Below are 25,329 nucleotides of genomic sequence, written 5' to 3'. Positions count from 1 at the left end.
GACGGACCCGGGATGCAGACCTTCCTGCCCTACCCCGACTTCCGGGAGACCGCCCTGGCCCTGGACCGCCGCCGGCTCGGCAAGCAGCGCGTCGAGGCGCTCCAGGTCCTGCGCGGCCTGATCGTGCCCGGCTACGGCTGGCGCCGGCACCCGGCCGTGCGGATGTGGACCGGCTACGAGGAGGCCCTCGTCCGCTACGGCCTGGAGATCTGCCGGGCCTGGCGCGAGCTGGGCCACCAGGACAGCTGCGCGGCCACGCTGGTCGCCGACCTCGCCACCGTCCGCCCGCACGCCCCGGTCCGCGACCAGCACGAGCTGGCCGCGGAGGGCGAACTGCCGCCGTGGCTCGGTGACCGGCCCTTCCACCGCAGTCACCGCTCGGCCCTGGTGCGCAAGGACCCGGACACCTACGGGGCGGCCTTCCCCGGGGTGCCGGACGACCTGCCGTACGTCTGGCCCGCCTCCGACCGCCCGGCGTAGGAGCACCTCCCCCTCGGGCCAACTCCCGCCCACGCGGCACCCGTTGTCGATCTGACCGTTCCGTGTTCCACTGGATCTTTTCCGGCACAGCGGTCACGGGTTCGGGCGGGCGGGACGTCATGGGGGAACCGTGTGTGAGGAACTGGGCTTCGAGGGGCTCCTCTCCGACGAGGGCTTCTTCGCGCGGCTGTTCGGGCGGGCACCCTCGGGTGCCGGGCGGGAGCCGCTGTACGGTCCCGATCTGCCCGTGGTGCTGCTCACCGGCGGCCCGGGCATGGGCAAGGGCCGGCTGCTGCGCGCGGTGCGGGACCGGTTCGCCGCCAAGGTGCCGGTGATCCACCTGGACTGCGCCTCGCCGGTGTTCGAGGACCGGGCCGGCCCGGAGCCCGGCGCCCGCTCGGCCGCGACCGAGGCGCTGGTCGAGGTGGCCCGGCGGCTGTGCACCTGGCAGGGCACCGGCGGCTCGTTCGCCTTCCCGCGCCTGTTCACCGGCCTCGCCATGATCGCGACCGGGGTGGCGGACGGCACGCCCCAGGCGGTCGCGACGGAGGCCGAGCGCTACGAGGACCTGCCCCAGCGGCGCCGCGTGCGCGGACTCGGCGGCGGCGACTTCTGGCGGGGGATGCTGCGCGGCACCATCCGCAACCTGCTGGCGACCCTGTACGGGCAGGCGTTCGACCCCTATTCGGCGGCCGTGAGCAACGCCCTGCTGGACGCCGTCTTCGAGCGCGCGGCGCCCCGGGGCAGGTCGGAGCTGGAGCGGGTCTACGGCGCCTACCCGGGCGCGGCCGGGCAGCCCCGGATCGGGCTGCGCATCCTCGCCGCCGACTTCCGGGCGGGCGGTGAGGCGCGGGAGGTCGCGGAGAGCTTCCTCTTCCGGGCCCTGCGCGAGGACCTGGAAGCGGCGTACGCCTCGCCCTCCGGCTGGCTGCGCCGGGTGGGGCGCCCCGGCCTGCTGCTGGACCACGCCGAGTCGCCGCTGGGCGAGCAGTTGCTGCGCGCGGTGCTCACCGACCGGCGGGGCGGCCGGCGCGACCGGGTCGTCGTCGTGGGCACGGCCCGCCGCGCGGACGGCGGCGCCTTCCTGCACGGCGGCCTGCCGCCCGGTCTGACCACGCCCCCGGCCGAGTACCGGCCCGCCGACGGCGCCCCGCCGGACTGGTCACGCCGCGGGGACGAGGGCGCCGACCGGGCGCCGCTCGCCGACGGCGTGCTCCTGCTGCGGATGCCGCTGCTCACCGGCGACCAGCTGCGCCGGGAGACGGTCCGAAGACAGCAGTACGCGGAGCCGGAGGGGGGCGCCAACCGCCGCCGTATCGACGCCGCCGTGGCCCGCCTGAGCGGTGGCCGGCCGCACACGGTGATCCGGCTGGCCGCCGCGGCGGCGGCGTTCCGCATGCCGGCCGACGCCAACGACCGGGACCTCCTGGACGCCCCCCTGCGCCTGTCCGGAGACGACGCCGAACACCCGGTCGCCGAAGTGCTGTTACGCGAACTGGTCCTGGACCAGCTGCCCGTCCGGCTCCCGGCCGAGCACCACGCCCACTGGCTCGACCTCCTCACCCACCTGTCGGTGGCCCACGACACCGAGTGCGCGGACGTCCTGCTCCGGCACCACCAGGCGGGCCGGGTCCACCAGCTGACCGCCCATCACGTCGCCCGGCTCCTCACCGACACCGGCTGGCCCGCCTGCGAACGCCACTTCATCGGCGACTTCGGCCTCCGCCAGCTCCTCGTCCACCGCCTCTACGGCCTGCTCCCCGACGGCGCCGCCTGGTACGCCGACCACCACCTGCTGCGCGACCACTACGCGCTGCGGGCGGCGGGGGAGGAGCGCCCGCGCGACGAGGACCCGGGGGCCGACGACGTACCCGGCGACGCGGCGCCGCAGGACGGCGCCTTCCGCTCCCTCACCGCCCACCGGATGAACCACCACCTGGTCTCCGGTGGCGCGGACGACGTCGCCGGCCACCTGGCCGCCACCCTCCCCGGCCGCCCCCGCGCCTGGTGCGCCGAACTCCTGGAGATCGCGCAGGCCCCGTACCCGGGCGGCGCCGACGCCCGGCGCGAGCGCGCCCAGGGCCTGGTGCCGGTGGACGGACCGCCGCTGCGCCGCACGGTCGACCAGCTGCTGCACGCGGTCTGGCTGTGCGAGGAACGGACCCGCCCGACCGGCAAGGAGACCGCCCGCACCCTGGCCAAGCTGCTGGACCTCCTCTCGATCATGGACTTCGACGGCGCCGGCCGGCTCAGCAGGACCGCGGCGGACTGGAGCGCCCTGGCCGAGAACGAACAGCCCCTGCTGCGCTGCGCCTGCACCGAACAGCTCCGGCGAAGGAGATGACGGCATGCCGAGATGGAAGAAGATCCTGTACTCGCTGCTGGGGACGGTCGTCCTCGTCGCGGGCGTCCTGCTCACGACCTCTCTCCTCAGCAAGCCGGACACCTGCGCCGAGGGCGTGGAGCGGATCGACGGCGAGTGCGTCGGCGTCAACGGCGAGGGCTACGACTTCGGCACCCCCGAGATCGCCGACGTCGCCCGGGCCGTCGCCCGCGAGAACGACAGGATCGAGGACCAGCCGCACGTCACGGTCGCGATGATGCTGCCCCTGCAGTCCGGCCGCGAGGCCCTGCGTCGGCAGATCCGCAGCGACCTGCAGGGCGCCTACCTCGGCCAGCGGCAGGCCAACGCCGGGGAGGGCGAGCCGCCGAAGATCCGGCTGGTCCTGGCCAACCCCGGACGGGACTACGCGCACCAGGAGAAGGTCGTCGGCACGCTGCTGCGGATGGCCGACTCGCCCGAGGACCGGCTGCGCGCGGTCACCGGCTTCAACCTGAGCCTCGCCGCCACGGAAGCGGCCGTGAAGCGCCTGACGGAGCACAAGGTGCCGGTGCTGGCCGCCCGGATCAGCGGCGACCGCATCGCCAACGAGGACCGGGCCGACGGCATGGCCGAGCTCCGCTTCCCCGGTCTGGCCCGCATCCTGCCCACCAACACCGACGCGGCCCGGGCCCTGGCCGACTTCAACGGCGAACAGGGCCGCCGCAACGCGCGGACGGTCCTGGTCTACGACAAACGCCCCGACGGCTACAACGAGTCCCTGGCCAGGGCGTTCAGCCGGATCAAGGAGCGGGGCCCGGCCGGTCCGGCCGCGATGTCCTTCGAGTCCCCGTCCATCGACGAGGCGGGCTCCACCGGCAACCAGTTCACGCAGACGGCCAACAACATCTGCGACTCCGAGGCCGACACCGTCTACTTCGCGGGCCGCACCCTCCACCTGCGCATCTTCGCCCTCAAGCTCGCCCAGGTGGGCTGCGAGGGCCGCCACTACACCATCGTCAGCGGCTCGGACGCGGCCTCGCTGCGCCAGGACATGTCCGAGCGGGACTGGGCCGCGCTGCGCGGCGACGACGGCCGCCCGAAGGTCACCGTCCAGTACGCGGCACCGGCCCACCCCGACGCCTGGGCCACGGAACTGGCGGCCTGGACGAAGGACTGGAAGGCCACCCGCGGGCGCGCCCCGAAACCCCAGGAGCTCCCCCAGTACCTGGCCGAACCGAAGGCGGCCCTGGACGCCCTGCGGGCCCACATCGCGGCGACCCGGCGCGAGGGCATCGCCCTGGGCTCCACGCCGAACCTGGAGGACTCCCGCACGATGCTCGTCCACGACGGCCTGCTCACCATCGGCAAGGCCCTCCACCAGGCCCAGCAGGGCGCACCCGGCACGGCCGTGCCCAGCCTCGAGGACGTCGGCCGCCAGTGGTCCCTGCTCCACTCCCGCCACCGCGTCCGGGCCACCAGCGGTCTGATCTGCCTCACCACCGGAGGCAACGCCTACGACAAACCGGCCGCGATCGTCGAACTGGACCCGGGTCGCGCGGGCCGGGGCACCCTGAAGTTCGTCGGCCTGGGCTGGCCGACGGGCCGGCCGCAGCCGAAGAACTGCGTGATCCCGAGCGAGACGCCGTAAGGGAAGGGCGGGATATCCGCCGTCACCGCCGCCGCGGGCGAGGACGGGGGGAACGGCCGGCTAGGCGGCCCTGCGACGCGGCCGAGCCGCCCGCCTGCCCGGTTCGGACCGCTTCCCCGGCCCGGACTCCCGGGCGTCCCGGAACTCCCCGGGGTCGCCCGGCTCGCGGTACTCGTCGGACGGGAAGACGTCGTCCTCTTCGAAGTCCGGGAAGTCCGGGGCCCGGAAGGGGTCGATGACCGGGGGAGGCGAGGCCGCCGTGGAGCGGCGCTGGTGCCCTTCCGGAGCGGAGAACAGCGAGGTCGGTTCGATGAGAGGGCTCTCTTTCGTCGGGTGCGGGCCCTCGACGGGGCTCGCGCGTGCCGTGACCCGGCACGGGGGTCCTACAGCTTGGTCATCTTGGCGTAGGGGCTCAGGATCCGCATCTGAGCGGAACCGAAGTCCACGAGCGCCGCGATCCCGTCCTCGACACCGATGACCCGGCCGAGGCCGTACATGTCATGGGTGACCTGGTCGCCGACGGCGAAGTGCTTCGGCGCCGGGGCGACCGGGGCCGCGAAGGGGCTGGTAGGCAAGTGACGCTTCTGTGCAGCACGCTTTGTCATCACGCCCCAGTATGCGCCCCGGGGGGTGTTTATGGGGACGGGCGAGCTTGATCGGGTGAAGAACACACCCCGCGGCCGGGCATCCGACGTCGAAGGGCCCCACCGCGAACGGTGGGGCCCTTCGACATCGTGCCCGGTGAGGCACTGGCGGAGGATACGAGATTCGAACTCGTGAGGGGTTGCCCCCAACACGCTTTCCAAGCGTGCGCCCTAGGCCTCTAGGCGAATCCTCCGCCGCAAACAATACAAGACGTTGAGGAGTGCTCGCGAACTCGTTCCCGCCCGCCGCCATCGGGTACTGTGGGCGCAGCCCCTCACGCGGCGCTATCTGACTGAACTCCCCCAGGGCCGGAAGGCAGCAAGGGTAGGTCGGCTCTGGCGGGTGCGTGGGGGGCGTCTGCGTTCCCGGGCGGGGCCCGATGTCAGTGGCCGCCTATAACCTCGTATGCGTGTCGTCTCTCGCTCTGTACCGCCGCTACCGCCCGGAGACCTTCGCCGAGGTCATCGGGCAGGAGCATGTCACCGACCCGTTGCAGCAGGCGCTGCGCAACAACCGGGTCAACCACGCGTACCTGTTCAGCGGGCCGCGCGGCTGTGGCAAGACGACCAGCGCACGCATCCTGGCCCGCTGCCTGAACTGCGAGCAGGGCCCCACGCCCACGCCCTGCGGTGCGTGCCAGTCCTGCCAGGACCTCGCGCGCAACGGCCCGGGCTCGATCGACGTCATCGAGATCGACGCCGCTTCCCACGGAGGCGTGGACGACGCCCGTGACCTGCGCGAGAAGGCCTTCTTCGGCCCCGCCCGCAGCCGGTACAAGATCTACATCATCGACGAGGCCCACATGGTCACGTCGGCCGGGTTCAACGCCCTGCTGAAGGTCGTGGAGGAGCCCCCCGAGCACCTCAAGTTCATCTTCGCGACGACCGAGCCCGAGAAGGTCATCGGCACCATCCGCTCGCGGACCCACCACTACCCCTTCCGGCTCGTCCCGCCCGGCACCCTCAGGGAGTACCTCGCCAAGGTGTGCCGCAAGGAGGACATTCCGGTCGCGGACGGGGTGCTCCCGCTGGTGGTGCGCGCCGGCGGCGGTTCCGTGCGTGACTCGATGTCCGTCATGGACCAGCTGCTCGCCGGCGCCGCGGCGGACGGTGTGACGTACGCCATGGCCACGGCCCTGCTCGGGTACACCGAGGGCTCGCTCCTCGACTCCGTGGTCGAGGCCTTCGCCACCGGTGACGGAGCCGCCGCCTTCGAGGTCGTCGACCGGGTGATCGAGGGCGGGAACGACCCCCGCCGGTTCGTCGCCGACCTGCTGGAGCGCCTGCGTGACCTGGTGATCCTGGCCGCTGTGCCGGACGCGGCCGAGAAGGGGCTCATCGACGCCCCCGCCGACGTCCTGGAGCGCATGCAGGCCCAGGCCGGCACGTTCGGCCCCGCCGAGCTGACCCGGGCCGCCGACATCGTGAACGAGGGGCTGACGGAGATGCGCGGCGCCCACGCGCCCCGCCTCCAGCTGGAATTGATCTGCGCCCGCGTCCTGCTCCCCGCCGCCTACGGCGACGAGCGGTCCGTCATGGCCCGCCTCGACCGGATCGAGCGCGGGGTGAGCTTCTCCGCCGCGGGTCCGGCCGGCCTGCCCGCCATGGGATACGCGCCCGGGCCCCAGGGTCCTCACGAGGCCCCCGGGGGCGTGCCCGCCGCCCACGCCGCCCCCGTTCCTCCGGGCGGCGGTCCGGCCGCGGCCCGGGCGGCGGTCCGCGGGGCCGGTGCTCCCGGCGCCCCCGGCGGCCCTCCCGGCCCCAGTGGGGCGGGCAGCGCCGCACCTGCGGGCCCCGTCGGAGGCACGGCCGCCGCACCCGGGCACGTCCCGGCGGCGGCCCAGGACGGGCCTGCGCAGCCGGCGGCCACGTCCCAGGAGGCCGGTGCATCCGCCGGGTACGCTCCCGGCGCGCCCTCGGCTCCGGTCCAGCCCGCCCCGGCGCCCCAGGCGCCCCCCGCAGCCCCACCCGCCTCCGGCCCCGCCCCGGGCGCCTGGCCCACCGCCGCCTCGGCGGGCAGCGGCCGGCGCCCCGGCGGCTGGCCCACGTCCGCGCCGGGCGCAGCCGCCCCGGCCGGCCCGGCGGCGGGCCCCGCGGCACCCGGCGCCCCCACGCCCGGCGCCGCCCCCGGCGCTCCGCAGCCGGCCCCGGCGGCCCCGGCGGCCGCGCCCCCTGCCCAGGCGGCACCCGCCCAGGCCGCCCCCACCGGCGGTCTCGACCCGCGCGTGCTCTGGCCGAACATCCTGGAAGCGGTCAAGAACCGCCGCCGCTTCACCTGGATCCTGCTCAGCCAGAACGCCCAGGTGACCGGCTTCGACGGCACGACCCTGCAGCTCGGTTTCGTCAACGCGGGCGCCCGGGACAACTTCCTGAGCAGCGGCAGCGAGGACGTCCTGCGGCAGGCGCTGGGCGAGCAGTTCAACGTCCAGTGGAAGATCGAGGCGATCGTCGACCCCTCCGGCGGCTCGGCGCCCCCCGCGCCCGGCGGTCCCTCCGGCTACGGCGGCGGCCAGCCCGGCGGCGGTGGCGGCTTCGGCGCGGGCGGTGGCGGCGGCCACTCCTCCGGCGGCTACGGCTCCGGCGCGGGGTACGGCTCCGGCGGTACGGCCACCGCCCAGCGCTCCGCCCCGGCCGCGGCCCCGGCCGCCCCCGCCCCCCAGCCGGGCGGCTCCGCGCCGGTCACCACCCCGGCCGCCCCGGTGCCGCAGCCCTCCGCCCCGGAGCCCCGGCACGTCTCCGTCGAGGAGGACATCCCCGAGGACGACGACCCCGACCTCGACGAGTCGGCCCTGTCCGGGCAGGACCTGATCGTCCGGGAGCTGGGTGCGACGGTCGTCGAGGAGTTCTCGAACGAGTCGTAGCGCGCGGGCGCCGCGGAGCGTGCCGCAGGGCGGTTGCGGCCTGCCGGTTCCCCGCGCGCTCGGAGGAACCTCCAAGCGCGCCGCCCCGTCCTCTTCGGAAGCCCGCACAAGGGGAACCCGGCGCCTCCCGTTAGGCTGACCCCCGTGAAGGTCCTCGTCATCGGTACCGGCGCCCGCGAACACGCCCTGTGCCACGCCCTGTCCCACGACCCCGACGTCACCGCGCTGCACTGCGCGCCCGGCAACGCCGGCATCGCCGAGGTCGCCGAGCTGCACCAGGTCGACGCCCTGGACGGCGCGGCCGTCACCGAGCTGGCCCAGCGCCTGGACGCGGACCTCGTGGTCGTCGGTCCCGAGGCGCCGCTGGTCGCCGGGGTCGCCGACGCCGTGCGCGAGGCCGGCATCCCGGTCTTCGGCCCGTCCGGCCGGGCCGCGCAGCTGGAGGGCTCCAAGGCCTTCGCGAAGGACGTCATGGCGGCGGCCGAGGTGCCCACGGCCCGCTCCTACGTCTGCACGACGCCGGAAGAGGCCGACACCGCCCTCGACGCCTTCGGCCCCCCGTACGTCGTCAAGGACGACGGGCTCGCCGCCGGCAAGGGCGTCGTCGTCACCGACGACCTGGAGACGGCCCGCGCCCACGCGGCCGCGTGCGAGCGCGTGGTCATCGAGGAGTACCTGGACGGCCCCGAGGTCTCCCTGTTCGCCGTCACCGACGGCGAGACGGTCGTGCCGCTGCAGCCCGCCCAGGACTTCAAGCGCGCGCTCGACGGCGACCAGGGCCCGAACACCGGCGGCATGGGCGCGTACTCCCCGCTGCCCTGGGCCGACCCGAAGCTGGTCGACGAGGTGCTGCGGACCGTGCTGCAGCCGACCGTGGACGAGATGAAGCGCCGCGGCACCCCGTTCTCCGGCCTGCTCTACGCCGGTCTCGCGATCACCTCCCGCGGGGTCCGGGTGATCGAGTTCAACGCCCGCTTCGGCGACCCCGAGACGCAGGTCGTCCTGGCCCGGCTCAAGACCCCGCTGGCGGGTCTGCTGATGGCGGCGGCCACCGGCAACCTGGCGCACCTGGAGCCGCTGCGCTGGAGCGACGACGCGGCCGTGACGGTGGTCGTCGCCTCGCACAACTACCCCGGCACCCCGCGCACCGGCGACCCCATCACCGGCCTCGACGAGGTCGCCGCCCAGGACGCCCCGCACGCGTACGTGCTGCACGCCGGGACCCGGCGCGAGGGCGACGCGATCGTCAGCGCGGGCGGCCGGGTGCTGTCCGTCACGGCGACCGGCAAGGACCTGGCCGAGGCCCGCGACCGCGCCTACACCGCCGTCGGCCGCATCCGCCTCGACGGCTCCCAGCACCGCACGGACATCGCGGCCAAGGCGGCGGGCGCGTAGCCGGACCCCGCCTGACGGGCGGAAACCACCCCCGCTCCGATGAACCGCACAGGCCCCGGATCCGTCTCAGGATCCGGGGCCTGATCTGTTCGGTGGGCGAGGGCCTGATCCTCGCTGTCCGTCATCCACCTTTCCCCAGAGCCATTCCATCGAGTGACCGATGCCCTATCCGGCTGACGGGGGGCGAGGCCCCAACTAGGGTGCGGCGCAAGCGTTCCGGCACTTGGCCCACCGGCATTGCGATGTCGGTGGCGGGTGCCACAGTGGGGGAGTGAGCAAGGAAAGCGTCAGGTCAACGGGGAGGGGGTGAGGTCGGTCGTGACCGGAATGGGTGTGGAGGCAGGCGCGCAGGCCGCGCGGTCCCGGGCGCTCGTCGTGCTGCGCATCCGCAGCCGCGCGCTGGCCGTCGCCCTGCTGCCGGCCGCCGTGGCCGTGATCCTGCTCGCGGGCGTGCCCACCGGCCGTCTGGCCGGTCCCGGCTGGGACGCCGCCCGCTGGATCGTGACGCCGCTGGCGCTCCTGGTGCTGCTCGCGGCCGCCGGAGTCGCCCTGGTCGTGGCCCGGGCCCGCCCGGCCATGAGCCCCACGGTCGCCCTCGCGGAGGAGGCGGCCCCGGACCTGTACCGGATGGTGCGCGACCTCGCCGACCGCCTCGACGTCCCCGCGCCCTCGGCGATAGCGCTCACGCCCGACTGCGACAGCTGGCTGGAGGACCGTACGCACCGGGCCCACGGCCCGCCTCCGGCACCGGAGCACGACGACATAGCGGGCGCGGGCGGACCCGCGCACCGGCGCCACCCGGCGGCGCCGGTCCTGGTCATCGGCTCCCCGTTCCTGTGGTGGATGCGGGTCGGCGAGCTGCGGGCCGTCCTCGCCCCGGTCGTGGCCGGTACGGGCCCCTCGGCCCACCCGGACATAGCCGCCGCCCGGCGTTTCGTCCGGGGCCTGGACGCCGCGGTCGCGGTGACCTCGGCGCCCCGCCGCGATCCGGTCTCGCGGCTGGTGCTCGCCGGTGTCGGCCAGGTGGCCCGGGTCCTGCTGCGCGGCTGCCGGGTCCACGCCGCCGAGATGGAGCGGGGTGTGGCGGCCGCCGCCGCGGAGCGTGCACAGGCTGTGGACTACGGGCTGCGGATCGTCGCCCAGGAGCAGGTGGGCCTGGCGTACGCGGGCTGGGACCGGCTGCTGACGCGGGTGGCCCTGCCCGCCTGGCGGATGGGCCGCTGGCCGTCCCGGCTGGACGCGGGCGTGGTGGCGGCACTCACGGAGCTGTCCCGGCGCGACCGGCTGGCCGAGGGATTCGCCTCCCGGCTCGGCGAGCGGCCCGCCTGCGATCTGCTGGAGGAGCCGGGCGCGGTCGACGAGGCCGCCTCGCTGCTCGCCGCCCGCCTCTTCCACGGCGGCCCGGCGGGGCCCGGGCCCGACTGGTCGCCCGTGGCCTGGAGCGACTATCCGGAGGAGGTCGTGGACCGCAAGTGGCGCCTGGACGCGGCCCGCCTCCACCGCGTCCTGGACGCCCTCGGCGTCCGTCCCGCGGCGGGCCCGACGGCGTCCGCCACCGCCGCCCCCACCCTCGCCCGGGTCCTGGACCACCTGACGGAGCTCTCCCCCGGCAGCCCTCCGGTGCCGGCCGCGGACCCCGCGCCGGTGACCGGCGGCGCCACCCCGGCCGGGGGACCCGCCGCGGACGACGAGGACGACCTCTCCGGCACGACGGCCCGCAGCGCCGCCCTCGCCGCCCGCCTGAGCGCCGAGCTGTCCCGCGAGGAGGCCGCCGCGCCCCGCCCGTCCCCCACGGCCGCCGACGCCATGGCCGCCGACCCCACCGCCCTCTGGGACGACCGCACGCTCCCCCTGTTCCCGCTCCAGCCCCCGCGCACGGCCCGGGAGCTGCTCGCCGACCACCTCACGGCGATGGTCTGCTGCGCCGCGATGGACACCGCCGGCGCGACGCCCGGCCTGGACTGGCTGGACGGCCCGACCCTGCTCGTCGACGGCGCCCGTACGCCGGATCTCGCCCCGAAGGTCCTCGCCCTGATCGAGGACGGCGACGCGACCCCGCTCCGGGTCTGGCTGGCCGACCTGGGCATACGGCCGGAGAAGCCGGTCCGCCTCGCCTGACCCCGGCTCGTTCCCCCGGCGCCACTCCCCGGAGCGCCACCTTCCGCTTCTGGCCAATTCGAAACGAACAGTGACGAAGCGCGCGCGTTATGTGATGTGCTTGGACCGTTCGCGTGCATGGCAAGGGCGCGCGACATACGACAAACACACAGGACCACTCAAGACACCACACCACCACACACCACATCGGCAGGCACCACCACGGGGGCGAAGGGGAGGGGAAGCGACTATGCGTTCGGAGCAGATCCGCCGCTGGGAGTCGGGAGCGCTGGCGCACGCCGTGACGGATCCCTTCGGGCAGGGCCCCGTTCCGTGGCTGCGCGGCAACGTGACGTACTTCGACGACACCGGCCGGATCGTCCCCTGGTACGTGGACCAGGACGCGCCCCGGCGGAAGGGCGGCCGCTCCGGCAGCGGCCCTCGCGCCGCCGACGACGTCCACCGGCAGATCAAGGGCTTCACCTCCACCGGCGCGGTCGCCCCGGGCGAGGCCGTCGACTTCCACATCACGGTCGACCCGCCCCAGCAGTTCGCCGTCGACATCTACCGCATCGGCCACTACGGCGGTGACGGCGCCGCCAAGATCACCACCAGCCCCCGGCTGTCCGGCATCGTCCAGCCCCCGCCCCTCACCGCCGACCGCACGGTCTCCTGCCACCACTGGTGGCTGTCCTGGCGCCTGCAGGTGCCGTCGTACTGGAACGTCGGCGCGTACGTGGCCGTCCTCACCACGGCCGACGGTTACCGCTCCCACGTGCCGTTCACCGTCCGCCACGACCAGCCCGCCGACCTGCTCCTCGTCCTGCCCGACATCACCTGGCAGGCCTACAACCTCTACCCGGAGGACGGCCGCACGGGCGCGAGCCTCTACCACGCCTGGGACGAGGAGGGCCGGCTGCTCGGCGAGGCGGACGCCGCCACGACGGTCTCCTTCGACCGCCCCTACGCGGGCGCCGGGCTCCCGCTGCACGTCGGGCACGCCTACGACTTCATCCGCTGGGCCGAGCGCTACGGCTACGACATCGCCTACGCGAACGCCGGCGACCTGCACGCGGGCCGCGTCGACCCCACCCGCTACCGCGGCCTGGTCTTCCCGGGCCACGACGAGTACTGGTCGGCCGAGATGCGCCGCACGGTGGAGGCCGCCCGCGACGCAGGCACCTCGCTCGTCTTCCTCTCCGCCAACTCCCTGTACTGGCAGGTGGAGCTGGGCCCGTCCCCGTCCGGCGTCCCGCACCGGCTGCTGACCTGCCGCAAGCGCAAGGGCCCCGGCAAGCCGGTGCTGTGGCGGGAGATCGACCGGGCGGAGCAGCAGCTGCTCGGCATCCAGTACGCCGGGCACGTGCCCGAGCCGCACCCGCTGGTCGTGCGCAACGCCGGGCACTGGCTGTGGGAGGCGACGGGGGCGCACGAGGGCGACGAGATCGAGAACCTGGTGGCGGGCGAGGCCGACCGCTACTTCCCGCGCACCCCGCTGCCCGAGCACGAGGAGCGCGTCCTGCTCGCCCACTCCCCGTACACGGACAAGGAGGGCGTCCTGCGCCACCAGGAGACGTCCCTGTACCGGGCCCCCTCCGGCGCCTGGGTCTTCGCGTCCGGAACGTTCGCCTGGTCCCCGGCCCTGGACCGCCCCGGCCACGTCGACGCGCGCGTCCAGCGCGCCACCGCAAACCTCCTGGACCGCATCTGCAAACGCGACTGACCCGCTGTCGGTGACCGGGCCCGCATACGGGAGAATCGAGTCACTCGTACAGAACCACGGGGAGGAACCGTGTCCGGATTCGTCGAAAAGCCCGAGCCGCTCCAGATTCCGGGCCTGGTGCATCTGCACACCGGCAAGGTGCGCGAGCTCTACCAGAACGAGGCGGGCGACCTCGTGATGGTCGCCAGCGACCGCATCTCCGCCTACGACTGGGTGCTGCCGACCGAGATCCCGGACAAGGGCCGGATCCTCACGCAGCTCTCCCTGTGGTGGTTCGACCAGCTCGCCGATCTCGTCCCGAACCACGTCCTGAGCACGGAGCTGCCCGCGGGCGCCCCCGCCGACTGGCAGGGCCGCACCCTGGTCTGCAAGTCCCTGCGGATGGTCCCGGTGGAGTGCGTCGCCCGCGGCTACCTCACCGGCTCCGGCCTGGCCGAGTACAACGAGACCCGCACGGTCTGCGGCCTCGCCCTGCCCGAGGGCCTGGTCGACGGCAGCGAACTGCCCGCCCCGATCTTCACCCCGGCCACCAAGGCCGAGGTCGGCGAGCACGACGAGAACGTCTCCTACGAGGAGGTCGCCCGCCAGGTCGGCGCCGACACCGCGGCCCGGCTGCGCCAGGCCACCCTCGCCGTCTACTCGCGGGGCCGGGACATCGCCCGCGAGCGGGGCATCATCCTCGCGGACACCAAGTTCGAGTTCGGCTTCGACGGCGACACCCTGGTCCTCGCGGACGAGGTCCTCACCGCCGACTCCTCCCGCTTCTGGCCGGCCGACCAGTGGCAGCCGGGCCGGGCGCAGCCGTCGTACGACAAGCAGTTCGTGCGGGACTGGCTGACCTCGGCGGAGTCCGGCTGGGACCGCACGGGCGAGCAGCCGCCGCCCGCCCTGCCCCAGCAGGTCGTCGACGCCACCCGCGCCAAGTACGTGGAGGCGTACGAGCGACTGACCGGCACGAGCTGGTCGTAGGCGGACACGAAGAAGCCCCCCGGCCGGAACCGGGGGGCTTCTCGCTGGAGCGAACGACGAGGTTCGAACTCGCGACCTCAACCTTGGCAAGGTTGCGCTCTACCAACTGAGCTACGTTCGCATGCGCCGTGGCGCGGGAACCACTATACCCAACCTCGCTCCCGTGCGAGCCGCACCGCCGCATGCCGGTTCTCCGCCCCGAGCTTCGACACGGCCGACGACAGGTAGTTCCGCACGGTCCCCTGCGACAGCGCGGCCCGTTCGGCGATCTCCGCGACGGGCGCCCCGTCGGCGGCGAGCTCCAGCACCTCGGCCTCCCGGGCGGTCAGCGGCGAGTCCCCGGCGGCGATGGCGTCGGCGGCCAACTCCGGGTCGACGTACCGGTTCCCGGCGTGCACGGTGCGGATGAGCTCGGCGAGCCGCTGCGCGCTCACGGTCTTCGGCACGAACCCCCGCACCCCGGCCGCCAGCGCCCGCTTCAGATGCCCGGGCCGCCCGTGGCTGGTGACGATGAGGACCTTGCAGCCCGGTAGTTCCGACCGCAGGGATGTGGCGACCTTCACACCGTCCGCGCCGGGCATCTGGAGGTCCAGCACGGCCACGTCGGGCCGGTGCGCCCGGGCCATGGCCAGCGCCTCGGGTCCGGTGGCCGCCTCGGCGACGACCATGAGGTCCTCCTCCAGCGACAGCAGCGTGGCGAGCGCTCCCCGGATCAGGTGCTCGTCATCGGCGAGCAGCAGCCGCACGGGCTCCGCGGCCGTCACGGCGTGACCTCGCTCATGTCACGCGGGGCGGAGGCGTGCCGGGCGGTGTCCGGCGGCAGCGGGATCTCCGCCGTCAGCCGGAACAGGTCCTTCCCCACGGGCCCGGCCTCCAGCGTCCCGTCGATCTTGGCCAGCCGCTCCCGCAGCCCGGCCAGTCCGGAACCGGCCGCGGCGGACACACCGCCACCGCCTCCCGCCCCGGACGCCCCGTCGACCCCGTCGTTCTCCACCGACAGCACCACGCGCCCCTCCCGTTCCCACAGTTGCACCGCACACCGCCGTGCGTCCCCGTGCCGCAGCACGTTCGTCGCGGCCTCCCGGACCACCCACCCCAGGGCCGACTGCACCCCGGCCGGCAGCCCCGCCGGGGTCCGTCCGCTCACCGTGCAGTCGATCCCGGCGGCGGTCAGCACCCCTTGCGCACCGGCCAGTTCCGCCGCGAGGTCGGCCTCCCGGTAGCCGCGCACGACCTCGCGCACCTCCCGCTGCGACTCCTGGGCCAGCCGCTGCACCTCGACCATCTGCGCCACCGCCTCCGGCCGCCCCCGCTGCGCCAGTTGCGCGGCCAGCTCGCTCTTGAGCGCGATCACGGCCAGGTTGCGCCCCATCACGTCGTGCAGGTCCCGCCCGAAGCGCAGCCGCTCCTCGGCGACGGCGAGCCGGGCCCGGGTCTCACGGGCCTCGTCGAGCTCGTAGACGGCGTTGAGCAGCCACACGGAGAAGACGGCCGTGAAGGCGATGAACGACCCGCCGGCCAGCACGACCACCGCCGTGACCAGCGCGGCCTGCGCGGGTGCGCCGAAGGCGAGGGCCACGGCCCCGGCACCCAGCGCGAAGCCACCGGCGATGCCGAACGCGCGCCGCCGGTCGCGGACGCCGAGCGCGATGATGCCGGGGCCGAAGACCAGCACGACGCCGAAGACGCCGCCCGCGGCGGTGTCCGCCTCGTCACCGCCCGGTCCGTGATCGACGATGCCGAGGGCGACGACGGAGATCACGGCGGTGACGGCGGCCAGCGCCCACAGCAGCCCCACGGGCTGGGGCCTGCGGCCCCGCGTCCAGTCCACCGCCCGGGAGACGGTGGCGAAGCACACCGCGGCGTGCAGGCCGACCATCAGCATCACCCCGCCGCCCAGCCGGGGCCCCAGCGGGACGGCCGACGTGACCCCGACGGAGCAGAACTCCATCACGGCGAAGACGTGGAACGACGCCCGCGTGTACGTCTCGACCTTGGCCGGGGTCGTCTTCCCCCGCCACCACTTGCCCGGCCCGCGCATCAGCCCGTCACTCCCCGTTCGCTCAGCGCCGCGGTTCCCAGGAGAACCTCCGCCGTACAGCAAACACGGCGACGGCGGTCCAGGCCACCGCGGTGGCGACGGCGCCGAGCGCGTCGTAGGCGGACAGGTCGCCGGTCCAGCCGCCGCGGACCAGGGTGACGACGGGCGTCAGCGGCAGCAGCTCGCACACGGAGGCCACCCGGTCCGGCAGCAGCTCCAGCGGGACGAACATCCCGGAGCCGACCATCGAGACCATCATCAGCGGCATCGGCGTGACCTGGGCGCTCTCGCCCGTCCGGGTGAAGCCCGCGGTGGCGGCGGCGAGGGCGGCGCACAGCACCAGTCCCAACAGCAGCCCCAGGACGGCGAAGTGGGGCGCGGACGGCGCGGCCACGTCCAGCAGCACGGTGCACCCCGCGGCCAGCAGCAGGCTCTGCGCGAGCCCGGTGAGGACGGCCGGCAGGGCCGCGCCGGCCAGGATCTCGGCGTCGCGCAGCTCACCGGTGCGCAGCCGCTTGAGGACGAGTTCCTCGCGCCGGACGACGAAGGTGCCGACGAGCACCGAGTAGACGGCGAACAGCAGGGAGAAGCCGATCGCGGCGGGCAGTACGAAGGTGCCGGTGTCGAGCCCGGCCTCGGCGAGGTCCATCTCCTTGGCCGCCTGCGAGGCGCTGACCGGCAGCACCAGCGGTACGAACAGCGCGGCGACGAGGGCGCCCCTGGTCCGCCCCAGCAGGGTCAGCTCGGCCCGTGCGAGGGCCGTCATCCGGCTCAGCGCGGTGGTCGCCGCGGGGCGGGGTGCCGTGGGGCGGGGGGTGGTGGGGACGGCGCTCATGCCGCGTACTCCTTCGTCGTCGTGGGCCGGGCGGAGACCTGCTTGGCGATCCCGAGGAACGCCTCCTCCAGGGAGGCCGAGCGCACATCCAGGCGGCGCAGCTCGACCCCGGCCCGCTCGGCCCACGTCAGCAGTCCGGTGGCGGTCCGCTGCAGCTCCCGGGTGCGCAGCCGGACGATCCGGCCCTCGGTCTCGTGCCCGGACACGCCCAGTTCGCCGAGCGGCGGGAGGTCACCGACGAAGTAGCCGTCGGGCAGCTCGAAGGAGATCCGCGAGGGCTCGGCAGCGGTGACCTCGGCCGGGGTGCCGGTGGTGGCGATGCGCCCCTCGTGCATGATCGCCAGCCGGTCGGCGAGGTGCTCGGCCTCCTCCAGGTAGTGCGTGGTCAGCAGCACGGTCGTGCCGCCGTCGCGCAGCGCGCTCACCAACTCCCAGGTGTCGCGGCGGCCTTCGGCGTCCAGGCCGGTGCTCGGCTCGTCCAGGAACAGCACCTCGGGGTCGCCGAGCAGGGCGAGCGCCAGGTCGAGCCGGCGCCGCTGCCCGCCGGAGAGCTGCTTGACCCGGGTGCCGGCCTTGGACTCCAGCCCGACCAGGGCCAGCACCTCCGCCGGCGGCCGGGCCCCGCTCACGCACCCGGCCCACATCCGCGCGGTCTCCGCGACGGTCAGCTCGGACGGGAAGCCGCCCTCCTGGAGCATGACACCGGTGCGGGGGCGGACGGCGGCCCGCTCGGTGTACGGGTCGTGCCCGAGGACCCGCACCCGGCCGTCCGCGGGCGGGGCGAGCCCCTCCAGCAGTTCGACGGTCGACGTCTTGCCCGCGCCGTTGGTGCCGAGCAGCGCGAAGATCTCCCCGCGCCGGACGGAGAAGCTGATCCCGCGTACGGCCTCGAACCCGCCCCCGTACACACGCCGCAGGTCAGTGACCTCAATCACGTGTTCGTGTCCGTTGGTTTCCATGCCTCCAGCGTTCCGGCAGCACGCCGCCCGGAGCAGTGCGCGCTGTCATCACTCGGCATGACAAATGTCAGAGGGGACCGGGACAACGAAAAAGACCCCGGTCCATCAGGACCGGGGTCTCATTCCCGAGCGGACGACGAGGCTCGAACTCGCGACCTCAACCTTGGCAAGGTTGCGCTCTACCAACTGAGCTACGTCCGCATTGCTCCCGACCAGCTCTCACTGACCGGTGCGGGCACCAGCCTACCTGATCCACATCGGTGGCCGGTACGGCGGTGCAGAGCGGGTGACAGGAATCGCACACTGCGCCTTCCCCCTGGAAGGGGGATGTTCTACTACTGAACTACACCCGCATGCTCCGTGAGCTGGGCCTTTCGGCCGCGCCCCTCGGCGTGCTCCAGACTCTAGCTGATCAGCGGGGGTGCTGCGCAAGTCGGTTGCCGCGAGGGGCCGGTGACCGGTCGTCGGCGCGGGCCCGGAGGGGCCGTCACTGCGCGGCGCTGAACGCCTCGTAGACCTTCTTCGGGATGCGCCCGCGCGCGGGGACCTCCATCCGGTTCGCCTGCGCCCAGGCGCGCACCGCCGACGGGTCGGGCGCGACCTCGGTCTGCCGGTACGCCCTGCCCGAGCGGGACCGCTTGCGGCCGGCCTCGACGTAGGGCGCGAGCGCCTTCCGCAGAGCGCCGGCATTGACCTCGCTCAGGTCGATCTCGTACGACTTGCCGTCCAGTCCGAAGGCGATCGTTTCCGTCGCTTCCGAGCCGTCGATGTCGTCAAAGAGAGTGACCACGACCTTCTGCGCCACGAATATCGGTCCCTTCTTGCGGCACGTGCCAATTCATTTCCACAGTGCCCGGCAAAGCGTGATGAAACCCCGACTAAATCCTTCCGCGTGTCCGAACGCAATAGTTTCCGGGTGTCGATCGGGAATCTTTCCCGGAAATTTTCGTGGGGGTGCTCGCCGATACCGGATCGTGATGACGGTCACGTAGCTTCCTACAAGTCGACGCGCGTAGAAATTTTGTGCGGGTAGTCTGAAGGAACCTGCTCAGCACCACACACCGGGAGTGCCAGTGGCACGCGTCGTAGTCGACGTCATGCTCAAGCCGGAGATCCTCGACCCCCAGGGCCAGGCGGTGCAGCGCGCACTGCCGCGGCTGGGTTTCGACGGGATCTCGGACGTCCGCCAGGGAAAGCGTTTCGAACTGGAAGTTGACGGGCCGGTCGACGAGGCCGCCCTCGCCCGCATTCACGATCTTGCGGAGTCCTTCCTGGCGAACACCGTGATCGAGGACTTCACGGTCCGCGTCGAGGAAGCCGCGGAGGCCGCGAAGTGACCGCTCGTATCGGCGTCGTCACTTTCCCGGGCTCGCTCGACGACCGGGACACGCAGCGTGCGATCCGTCTCGCGGGCGCCGAGCCCGTCGCCCTCTGGCACAAGGACAAGGACCTCAAGCAGGTCGACGCCGTGGTGCTGTGCGGTGGCTTCTCCTACGGCGACTATCTGCGCGCCGGGGCCATCGCCCGTTTCTCGCCGGTGATGGAGCCCCTGCTGGAGCAGGCCAAGGCCGGTCTTCCGGTGCTCGGCATCTGCAACGGATTCCAGATCCTCACCGAGGCGCACCTGCTGCCCGGCACGATGCTGCGCAACGACCACCTGCACTTCATCTGCCGTGACCAGAAGCTGCGCGTGGAGAACGCCGAGACCGCCTGGACCACCGACTACACGGCCGGCCAGGAGATCCACATCCCGCTGAAGAACAACGACGGGCAGTACGTCGCCGACGCGTACACGCTCGACCAGCTGGAGGCCGAGGGCCGCGTCGCCTTCCGCTACCTGGACTTCAACCCCAACGGCTCGCAGCGGGACATCGCCGGCGTCACCAACGCGGCCGGCAACGTGGTCGGCCTCATGCCGCACCCCGAGCACGCCGTCGAGCCGCTGATCGGCACCGGCCGCACCGACGGCCTCCCGTTCTTCACCTCGATCCTCAAGAAGCTGGTCAACGCATGAGCCGGACGCCTCTGGACACGGTCGAGCACGCGGCCGCGACCCCCGACGTCGAGCTGCCCTGGGCCGAACTGGGCCTGAAGAAGGACGAGTACGAGCGCGTGGTCGAGATCCTCGGCCGCCGGCCCACCGGTGCCGAGCTCGCCATGTACTCGGTGATGTGGTCGGAGCACTGCTCCTACAAGAGCAGCAAGGTGCACCTGCGGCAGTTCGGCGAGAAGGCGCCCGAGAGCGACGCCATGCTCGTCGGCATCGGCGAGAACGCCGGTGTCGTGGACGTCGGCCAGGGCTACGCGGTCACCTTCAAGGTCGAGTCGCACAACCACCCGTCGTACGTCGAGCCCTACCAGGGCGCGGCCACCGGTGTGGGCGGCATCGTCCGCGACATCATCGCCATGGGCGCCCGCCCGGTCGCGGTCGTCGACCCGCTGCGCTTCGGCGCCGCCGACCACCCCGACACCAAGCGCGTCCTGCCGGGCGTGGTCGCGGGCATCGGCGGCTACGGCAACTGCCTCGGCCTGCCCAACATCGGCGGCGAGGTCGTCTTCGACGCCTGCTACCAGGGCAACCCGCTGGTCAACGCCGGTGCCATCGGCGTCATGCGACACGAGGACATCCACCTCGCCAAGGCCTCCGGCGCCGGCAACAAGGTCATCCTGTACGGGGCCCGGACCGGCGGCGACGGCATCGGTGGCGCCTCGATCCTGGCCTCCGAGACCTTCGACGACGCCAAGCCGTCGAAGCGCCCGGCGGTGCAGGTCGGCGACCCCTTCCAGGAGAAGCTCCTCATCGAGTGCACCCTGGAGGCGTTCAAGGAGAAGCTGGTCGTCGGCATCCAGGACCTCGGCGCGGCCGGCCTGTCCTGCGCCACCTCCGAGCTCGCCTCGAACGGCTCGGGTGGCATGCGCGTGACGCTGGACGACGTCCCGCTGCGCGACTCCACGCTCTCGCCCGAGGAGATCCTCATGAGCGAGTCGCAGGAGCGCATGTGCGCGGTCGTCGAGCCGGAGAAGGTCGACCGCTTCCTGGAGATCTGCGCGAAGTGGGACGTCATCGCCACCGTCATCGGTGAGGTGACCGACGGCGACCGCCTGGAGATCTACTGGCACGGCGGCAAGATCGTCGACGTGGACCCGCGCACGGTCGCCCACGAGGGCCCGGTCTACGAGCGCCCCTACGCCCGCCCGTCCTGGCAGGACGCGCTGCAGGCGGACGACGCGAACAAGCTGCCGCGGCCGGAGACGTCCGAGGAGCTGAAGGACCAGGTCCTGAAGCTGGTGGGCTCCCCCAACCAGGCGTCGAAGAAGTGGATCACCCAGCAGTACGACCACTTCGTGCAGGGCAACACCGTCCTCGCCCAGCCCGAGGACTCCGGCATGATCCGGATCGACGAGGAGACCGGCCTGGGCGTGGCCATCGCCACGGACGGCAACGGCCGGTACGCCAAGCTCGACCCGTACCACGGCGCCCAGCTGGCCCTGGCGGAGGCGTACCGCAACGTCGCCACCACCGGCGCCAAGCCGCTCGCCGTCTCCGACTGCCTGAACTTCGGCTCGCCCGAGGACCCGGCGGTGATGTGGCAGTTCGCCGAGGCCGTGCGCGGTCTGGCGGACGCCTGCCAGCAGCTCGGCACCCCGGTGACCGGCGGCAACGTCTCGCTCTACAACCAGACGGGCGAGGCGGCCATCCACCCGACGCCGGTCGTCGCCGTCCTCGGCGTGATCGACGACGTGGCCCGCCGCACCCCGGTCGCTTTCCAGGAGGAGGGCCAGCTGCTCTACCTCCTCGGCGACACCCGCGAGGAGTTCGGCGGCTCGGCCTGGTCGCAGGTGATCCACGACCACCTCGGCGGTCTGCCGCCCAAGGTCGACCTGGAGCGCGAGCGGCTGCTGGCCGAGATCCTGATCTCCGCCTCCCGCGACGGCATGATCGACTCCGCGCACGACCTGTCCGACGGCGGTCTGATCCAGGCCGTGGTCGAGTCGGCGCTGCTCGGGGACAAGGGCGCGCGCCTGATCGTCCCGGACGGCCTGGACGCGTTCACCTTCCTGTTCTCCGAGTCGGCGGGCCGCGCGGTCGTGGCCGTGCCGCGCTCCGAGGAGCTCCGCTTCACCGACATGTGCGGCGCCCGGGGCCTCCCGGCCACCCGCATCGGTGTCGTGGACGGCGAGACGGTCGACGTCCAGGGCGAGTTCACGCTCACCCTGGCCGAACTCCGCGAGATCCACGAGAACACGATCCCGGCGCTGCTGGCGTAAGCGACGGCCGCGAAGCCCCCGCCCGGTCCGTCCGGGCGGGGGCTTCGCCGTGCCCGGGCCGGCATCCCCGCGAAGAGGCTTGCACGCTATTACGTACTTCCGTAATCTCGGAGTGTGGATCTGGAACAGCGCGTCGCCGACCTCGAACGCCGCCTGGCGGCCCTGGAAGGCGACCGGCACACCGGCCCCCGTGTCGACGGAGGCGACTTCTGGGCCCTGAACGGGCTCAAGGACCGGCTCTCCGACGCGGGCGTCGCCGACGGAGGCGTCCTCTACACCGGCGCCGTACGGCTGCCGACCGGCGAGGAGTACGCCTGGCAGATGACCGCCCTCACCCAGGAACTCCTGGACGGCGACGGGGCCGCGGCCGCCGAGTCCTTCGCGGCGCTCGGCCACCCCGTCCGGCTCCGGCTGCTGCGCGAGATCATCGGCGGCCGCCGTACCGCCGCCGAACTCGCCGAGCTGGACGAGGTCGGCACGACCGGCCAGATCTACCACCATCTGAGCCGGCTCATGGGCACGGGCTGGCTGCACTCGACCGGCCGGGGCCGCTACGAGGTGCCGCCGGCCCGGGTCGTCCCGCTGCTGGTGGCGCTGGCGACGGCCCGTCCGTAGCCGAACAGGGGGAGAGATGTCCGTCCGCAAGCTCGGCATGGTCGCCTTCCGGGCTCTCCAGTTGCTCTTCATCGGCCTGGTGATCGCCCACGTGAGTCTGGGCTGGAGCCATCCGGCCCTGTGGGACCTGCTGCCGCTGGTGCTCGCGTACGGGGTCGTCACGGTCGCCAACCGCTGGGGCGGCGCCCCGGACAGTCCCCGGGTGGCCCGCGAGCCCGTCGAGGTCGCCCCGCCCGTCACCGGCCGCTGGCGCGCCCTGAACAGTCCGGCGGACCGCACCCCCAGCCACGGCGTCCACGCCCACGGCCAGACCTATGCCATCGACGTCGTGGCCGAACCGGCGCCCGGTGCCCGCCCCGCCTTCCACCCGCTGTGGCCGCTCGCCCGCCGCCCCCGGGAGTTCCCGGCCTTCGGCGCCCCGGTCCTCGCGGTCGCCGACGCCACCGTCGTACGGGCCCGGCACCGCCGGCGCGACCACCTCAGCCGCACCTCCCTGCCGGGGCTGCTCTACCTCATGCTGATCGAGGGCTCGGTGCGCGAGCTGTGCGGCACCGGGCACATCCTCGGCAACCACGTCGTCCTCGACCTCGGCGACGGCACCTACGCCGCCTACGCCCACCTGCGGCGGGGCACCGTATCCGTCCGCGAGGGCGACCGCGTCCGCGCCGGGCAGCCGATCGCCCGCTGCGGCAACTCCGGCAACTCCTCCGAACCCCACCTGCACTTCCAGCTGATGGACGCCCCGGACCCCGACGCCGCCCGGGGCGTGCCCTTCACCTGGCGCGGGATCGGCGTCCCCCGCAACGGCGAGACCTTCGACGCGCCCGCCGCGGCGCCCGCCCTAGGCTGACCCCCATGCCCCCGGCCAGGAAACGCCCCCGCAGCTACGACCCCGTCAAGATCCGCACGGCCGTGCTCGCCCAGTTCGGGCACGTGCGGACCGCCGTCGCCGGGCTCACGCCCGAGCAGCTCGCCCTGCCCACCCGGCTCGGCGACTGGACGGTCCGGGACCTGGTGGCGCACGTCGGGATGATCCTGCGGGCCGTCTCCCGCCTGGTGGACCTGCCCGAGCCGGCCCGGCAGGACGCCACCCTGCTCGACTGGCCCTTCTCGATCGCGGCCGAGGCACCGGACATCGCCGCGCACGCCCGCGAACTGGCCGAGCGCCACCCGGACCCGGTGGCCCACCTCGCCGCCGCCGAGGAGCGCTTCACCGCCGACCTCGACGCCCATCCCGGCACCCGGCTGCTCGCCACCGGGGCCGGCGCCCTGCCGCTCGCCGACTACCTGGTCACCCGCACCGTCGAACTCGTCGTCCACACCGACGACCTCAACGCCGCCGTCCCCGGCCTGGACGTCCCCTGCGACCGGCAGGCCCTGGCCGCCTGCACCCGGCTGCTGGCCGACGCGCTCGCCGTGAAGGCACCCGGCGGTTCGACGGAGGTGCGGGTGCCGCCCTACGCGGTGGTGCAGTGCGTCCAGGGGCCGAGGCACACCCGGGGGACCCCGCCCAACGTCGTCGAGACGGACCCGCTGACCTGGATCCGGCTGGCGACCGGGCGGCTGGAGTGGGCGCAGGCCCTCGGGGACGCCCGGGTGCGCGCCAGCGGGGAACGCGCGGACCTGTCGGCCCACCTGCCCCTGATGACATAAGGGGAACCGATCCCCCCGGGTCGTCCGTCGAAGGGGCATGGACAGGCAGAAGCAGCGCATGACACTGACGGCCGCCGCCATGCTCGTCCCGCTCATGGCGGCCTGCGGCAGCGAGAAGGCGGACGGCGGCAGCGGCTCGGTCGGCGCCGAGCGGCCGGTCACCGGCGTGCGGTGGAGCGTGGACAGCGTCACCGCCGACGGGAAGACCCACAAGGCCCCCACCGGCGCCCACGTCACCATCGCCGACGGCCGGGCGGAGGGCAGCCTCGGCTGCAACACCTTCGGCGCCGAGGCCACCGTCGACGGCGATCGGGTCCGGCTCGGCAGGACCATGGCCACGGAGATGGCCTGCGAGAACAAGCCCATGGCGTTCGAGGAGACCCTCGCGCGCACGCTCTCCGGTCACGAGTTCGAAGCCCGGGTGGACGGCGACCGCCTCACCCTCACCACCGACCGGGGCGAGACGATCCGCCTGACCGAGGCCGAGGCCGGGAACGTGCGGCTGAGCGGCACCCAGTGGACCGTCACCAGCCCCCGGGCCGACGGGCGCGCCCACCTCACCTTCGACGAGAAGAAGGGCACCGTCTCCGGAAGCCTCGGCTGCAACAAGGTCAACGCCAGGGCCACCGTCCGCGACGGCCATATCACCCTCGGCCCCCCGGCCACGACCCGCATGATGTGCGAAGACTCACTCATGGCCGACGAGAAGACCCTGCTGCGACTTTTCGACGGGCGGCTGAAGTACGGAGTCGATCACCAAACCCTGACGCTGACCAGCGAAAACGGCACGCGTGTGCGAGCCGTGGCCGAGCGGTGA

Annotated in this window: 21 protein-coding genes, 4 tRNA genes and 1 other RNA gene; 16 read left to right on the top strand and 10 right to left on the bottom strand. The window is 73.6% G+C overall.

The window, feature by feature from the left end; genetic code table 11:
* Positions 1 to 12 precede the first annotated feature (12 nt).
* From ACF07N_RS14985 to ACF07N_RS14975, 3 genes are all read left to right on the top strand, one after another.
* On the top strand, positions 13 to 480 hold the full coding sequence (locus ACF07N_RS14985) for an MSMEG_6728 family protein (RefSeq protein ID WP_383327762.1): 468 nt from the start codon (positions 13 to 15) through the stop codon (positions 478 to 480).
* A gap of 130 nt (positions 481 to 610) precedes the next feature.
* On the top strand, positions 611 to 2,824 hold the full coding sequence (locus tag ACF07N_RS14980) for a hypothetical protein (RefSeq protein WP_392112540.1): 2,214 nt from the start codon (positions 611 to 613) through the stop codon (positions 2,822 to 2,824).
* A gap of 4 nt (positions 2,825 to 2,828) precedes the next feature.
* Complete coding sequence (locus ACF07N_RS14975) at positions 2,829 to 4,451, top strand: ABC transporter substrate-binding protein (protein WP_392112537.1); 1,623 nt, start codon at positions 2,829 to 2,831, stop codon at positions 4,449 to 4,451.
* Positions 4,452 to 4,834: 383 nt separating this feature from the next.
* Here ACF07N_RS14975 and ACF07N_RS14970 read toward each other — a convergent pair whose 3' ends face one another.
* Positions 4,835 to 5,056 (bottom strand): hypothetical protein, encoded by a 222-nt coding sequence (locus ACF07N_RS14970; RefSeq protein WP_383327771.1) that lies wholly within the window; start codon positions 5,054 to 5,056, stop codon positions 4,835 to 4,837.
* Positions 5,057 to 5,201: 145 nt separating this feature from the next.
* Positions 5,202 to 5,289: transfer RNA gene (locus tag ACF07N_RS14965), tRNA-Ser, on the bottom strand.
* Between the two features lie 72 nt (positions 5,290 to 5,361).
* Between ACF07N_RS14965 and ffs the strand changes: the two genes are divergently transcribed.
* From ffs to ACF07N_RS14935, 6 genes are all read left to right on the top strand, one after another.
* Positions 5,362 to 5,458, top strand: an RNA gene (ffs, locus tag ACF07N_RS14960) — signal recognition particle sRNA small type.
* Positions 5,459 to 5,505: 47 nt separating this feature from the next.
* Complete coding sequence (locus ACF07N_RS14955) at positions 5,506 to 7,956, top strand: DNA polymerase III subunit gamma and tau (RefSeq protein ID WP_392112534.1); 2,451 nt, start codon at positions 5,506 to 5,508, stop codon at positions 7,954 to 7,956.
* Between the two features lie 144 nt (positions 7,957 to 8,100).
* Positions 8,101 to 9,351, top strand: a complete 1,251-nt coding sequence (gene purD, locus ACF07N_RS14950; RefSeq protein WP_383336434.1) for a phosphoribosylamine--glycine ligase — start codon at positions 8,101 to 8,103, stop codon at positions 9,349 to 9,351.
* Positions 9,352 to 9,678: 327 nt separating this feature from the next.
* A complete protein-coding gene (locus tag ACF07N_RS14945; protein ID WP_392113617.1) occupies positions 9,679 to 11,469 on the top strand; it encodes a hypothetical protein in 1,791 nt (596 codons plus the stop codon).
* A 229-nt stretch (positions 11,470 to 11,698) separates the two neighbouring features.
* A complete protein-coding gene (locus tag ACF07N_RS14940; protein WP_392112531.1) occupies positions 11,699 to 13,171 on the top strand; it encodes a N,N-dimethylformamidase beta subunit family domain-containing protein in 1,473 nt (490 codons plus the stop codon).
* A gap of 69 nt (positions 13,172 to 13,240) precedes the next feature.
* A complete protein-coding gene (locus ACF07N_RS14935) occupies positions 13,241 to 14,140 on the top strand; it encodes a phosphoribosylaminoimidazolesuccinocarboxamide synthase (protein WP_383342129.1) in 900 nt (299 codons plus the stop codon).
* Between the two features lie 45 nt (positions 14,141 to 14,185).
* Here ACF07N_RS14935 and ACF07N_RS14930 read toward each other — a convergent pair.
* The 8 genes from ACF07N_RS14930 to ACF07N_RS14895 all read right to left on the bottom strand — a co-directional run bounded on the left by ACF07N_RS14930 (position 14,186) and on the right by ACF07N_RS14895 (position 18,780).
* Positions 14,186 to 14,261: transfer RNA gene (locus tag ACF07N_RS14930), tRNA-Gly, on the bottom strand.
* A gap of 22 nt (positions 14,262 to 14,283) precedes the next feature.
* Entirely contained in the window at positions 14,284 to 14,904 is a 621-nt protein-coding gene (locus tag ACF07N_RS14925; protein ID WP_383336437.1) for a response regulator, read from the bottom strand.
* Positions 14,901 to 16,181 (bottom strand): sensor histidine kinase, encoded by a 1,281-nt coding sequence (locus tag ACF07N_RS14920; RefSeq protein ID WP_383336438.1) that lies wholly within the window; start codon positions 16,179 to 16,181, stop codon positions 14,901 to 14,903. Before ACF07N_RS14920 ends, ACF07N_RS14925 begins: the two co-directional genes overlap by 4 nt.
* 22 nt (positions 16,182 to 16,203) lie before the next feature.
* Positions 16,204 to 17,016 (bottom strand): ABC transporter permease, encoded by an 813-nt coding sequence (locus ACF07N_RS14915; protein WP_392112527.1) that lies wholly within the window; start codon positions 17,014 to 17,016, stop codon positions 16,204 to 16,206.
* Complete coding sequence (locus ACF07N_RS14910) at positions 17,013 to 17,975, bottom strand: ABC transporter ATP-binding protein (RefSeq protein WP_383336440.1); 963 nt, start codon at positions 17,973 to 17,975, stop codon at positions 17,013 to 17,015. Before ACF07N_RS14910 ends, ACF07N_RS14915 begins: the two co-directional genes overlap by 4 nt.
* A gap of 128 nt (positions 17,976 to 18,103) precedes the next feature.
* Positions 18,104 to 18,176: transfer RNA gene (locus ACF07N_RS14905), tRNA-Gly, on the bottom strand.
* 80 nt (positions 18,177 to 18,256) lie between these two features.
* A tRNA-Gly gene (locus ACF07N_RS14900) sits at positions 18,257 to 18,328 on the bottom strand.
* Positions 18,329 to 18,462: 134 nt separating this feature from the next.
* A complete protein-coding gene (locus ACF07N_RS14895; RefSeq protein WP_383336441.1) occupies positions 18,463 to 18,780 on the bottom strand; it encodes an Lsr2 family protein in 318 nt (105 codons plus the stop codon).
* A gap of 268 nt (positions 18,781 to 19,048) precedes the next feature.
* On the opposite strand from ACF07N_RS14895, the gene purS reads away from it, so the two are divergent.
* The 7 genes from purS (at position 19,049) to ACF07N_RS14860 (ending at position 25,329) form a co-directional block, all read left to right on the top strand.
* On the top strand, positions 19,049 to 19,312 hold the full coding sequence (gene purS, locus ACF07N_RS14890) for a phosphoribosylformylglycinamidine synthase subunit PurS (RefSeq protein ID WP_392112524.1): 264 nt from the start codon (positions 19,049 to 19,051) through the stop codon (positions 19,310 to 19,312).
* Positions 19,309 to 19,989, top strand: a complete 681-nt coding sequence (gene purQ, locus ACF07N_RS14885; protein WP_094057549.1) for a phosphoribosylformylglycinamidine synthase subunit PurQ — start codon at positions 19,309 to 19,311, stop codon at positions 19,987 to 19,989. Before purS ends, purQ begins: the two co-directional genes overlap by 4 nt.
* Positions 19,986 to 22,244 (top strand): phosphoribosylformylglycinamidine synthase subunit PurL, encoded by a 2,259-nt coding sequence (gene purL / locus ACF07N_RS14880; RefSeq protein ID WP_392112521.1) that lies wholly within the window; start codon positions 19,986 to 19,988, stop codon positions 22,242 to 22,244. The genes purQ and purL overlap by 4 nt, the downstream gene beginning before the upstream one ends.
* Before the next feature lie 114 nt (positions 22,245 to 22,358).
* Positions 22,359 to 22,859, top strand: coding sequence for an ArsR/SmtB family transcription factor (locus ACF07N_RS14875; protein ID WP_392112518.1), 501 nt, complete (start codon positions 22,359 to 22,361; stop codon positions 22,857 to 22,859).
* A 16-nt stretch (positions 22,860 to 22,875) separates the two neighbouring features.
* Positions 22,876 to 23,709 (top strand): M23 family metallopeptidase, encoded by an 834-nt coding sequence (locus tag ACF07N_RS14870; RefSeq protein ID WP_392112515.1) that lies wholly within the window; start codon positions 22,876 to 22,878, stop codon positions 23,707 to 23,709.
* Between the two features lie 5 nt (positions 23,710 to 23,714).
* On the top strand, positions 23,715 to 24,512 hold the full coding sequence (locus ACF07N_RS14865; RefSeq protein ID WP_392112512.1) for a sterol carrier family protein: 798 nt from the start codon (positions 23,715 to 23,717) through the stop codon (positions 24,510 to 24,512).
* 37 nt (positions 24,513 to 24,549) lie between these two features.
* A complete protein-coding gene (locus ACF07N_RS14860; protein WP_392112510.1) occupies positions 24,550 to 25,329 on the top strand; it encodes an META domain-containing protein in 780 nt (259 codons plus the stop codon).

The organism is Streptomyces sp. NPDC015242 (assembly GCF_043079125.1).
Taxonomy (GTDB): Bacteria; Actinomycetota; Actinomycetes; order Streptomycetales; family Streptomycetaceae; genus Streptomyces.
The sequence above is the reverse complement of the archived record's forward strand: the minus strand, read 5'-3'. Positions and strand labels throughout refer to the sequence as shown.

Excerpts from the sequence above, each read along its gene's own strand:
- ACF07N_RS14920 (WP_383336438.1), bottom strand. The coding sequence starts at position 16,181 with ATGCGCGGGCCGGGCAAGTGGTGGCGGGGGAAGACGACCCCGGCCAAG.
- ACF07N_RS14975 (WP_392112537.1), top strand. The coding sequence starts at position 2,829 with ATGCCGAGATGGAAGAAGATCCTGTACTCGCTGCTGGGGACGGTCGTC.
- ACF07N_RS14970 (WP_383327771.1), bottom strand. The coding sequence starts at position 5,056 with ATGACAAAGCGTGCTGCACAGAAGCGTCACTTGCCTACCAGCCCCTTC.
- ACF07N_RS14945 (WP_392113617.1), top strand. The coding sequence starts at position 9,679 with ATGGGTGTGGAGGCAGGCGCGCAGGCCGCGCGGTCCCGGGCGCTCGTC.
- ACF07N_RS14865 (WP_392112512.1), top strand. The coding sequence starts at position 23,715 with ATGCCCCCGGCCAGGAAACGCCCCCGCAGCTACGACCCCGTCAAGATC.
- ACF07N_RS14940 (WP_392112531.1), top strand. The coding sequence starts at position 11,699 with ATGCGTTCGGAGCAGATCCGCCGCTGGGAGTCGGGAGCGCTGGCGCAC.
- ACF07N_RS14860 (WP_392112510.1), top strand. The coding sequence starts at position 24,550 with ATGGACAGGCAGAAGCAGCGCATGACACTGACGGCCGCCGCCATGCTC.
- ACF07N_RS14985 (WP_383327762.1), top strand. The coding sequence starts at position 13 with ATGCAGACCTTCCTGCCCTACCCCGACTTCCGGGAGACCGCCCTGGCC.
- ACF07N_RS14915 (WP_392112527.1), bottom strand. The coding sequence starts at position 17,016 with ATGAGCGCCGTCCCCACCACCCCCCGCCCCACGGCACCCCGCCCCGCG.
- ACF07N_RS14910 (WP_383336440.1), bottom strand. The coding sequence starts at position 17,975 with ATGGAAACCAACGGACACGAACACGTGATTGAGGTCACTGACCTGCGG.
- ACF07N_RS14870 (WP_392112515.1), top strand. The coding sequence starts at position 22,876 with ATGTCCGTCCGCAAGCTCGGCATGGTCGCCTTCCGGGCTCTCCAGTTG.
- purL (WP_392112521.1), top strand. The coding sequence starts at position 19,986 with ATGAGCCGGACGCCTCTGGACACGGTCGAGCACGCGGCCGCGACCCCC.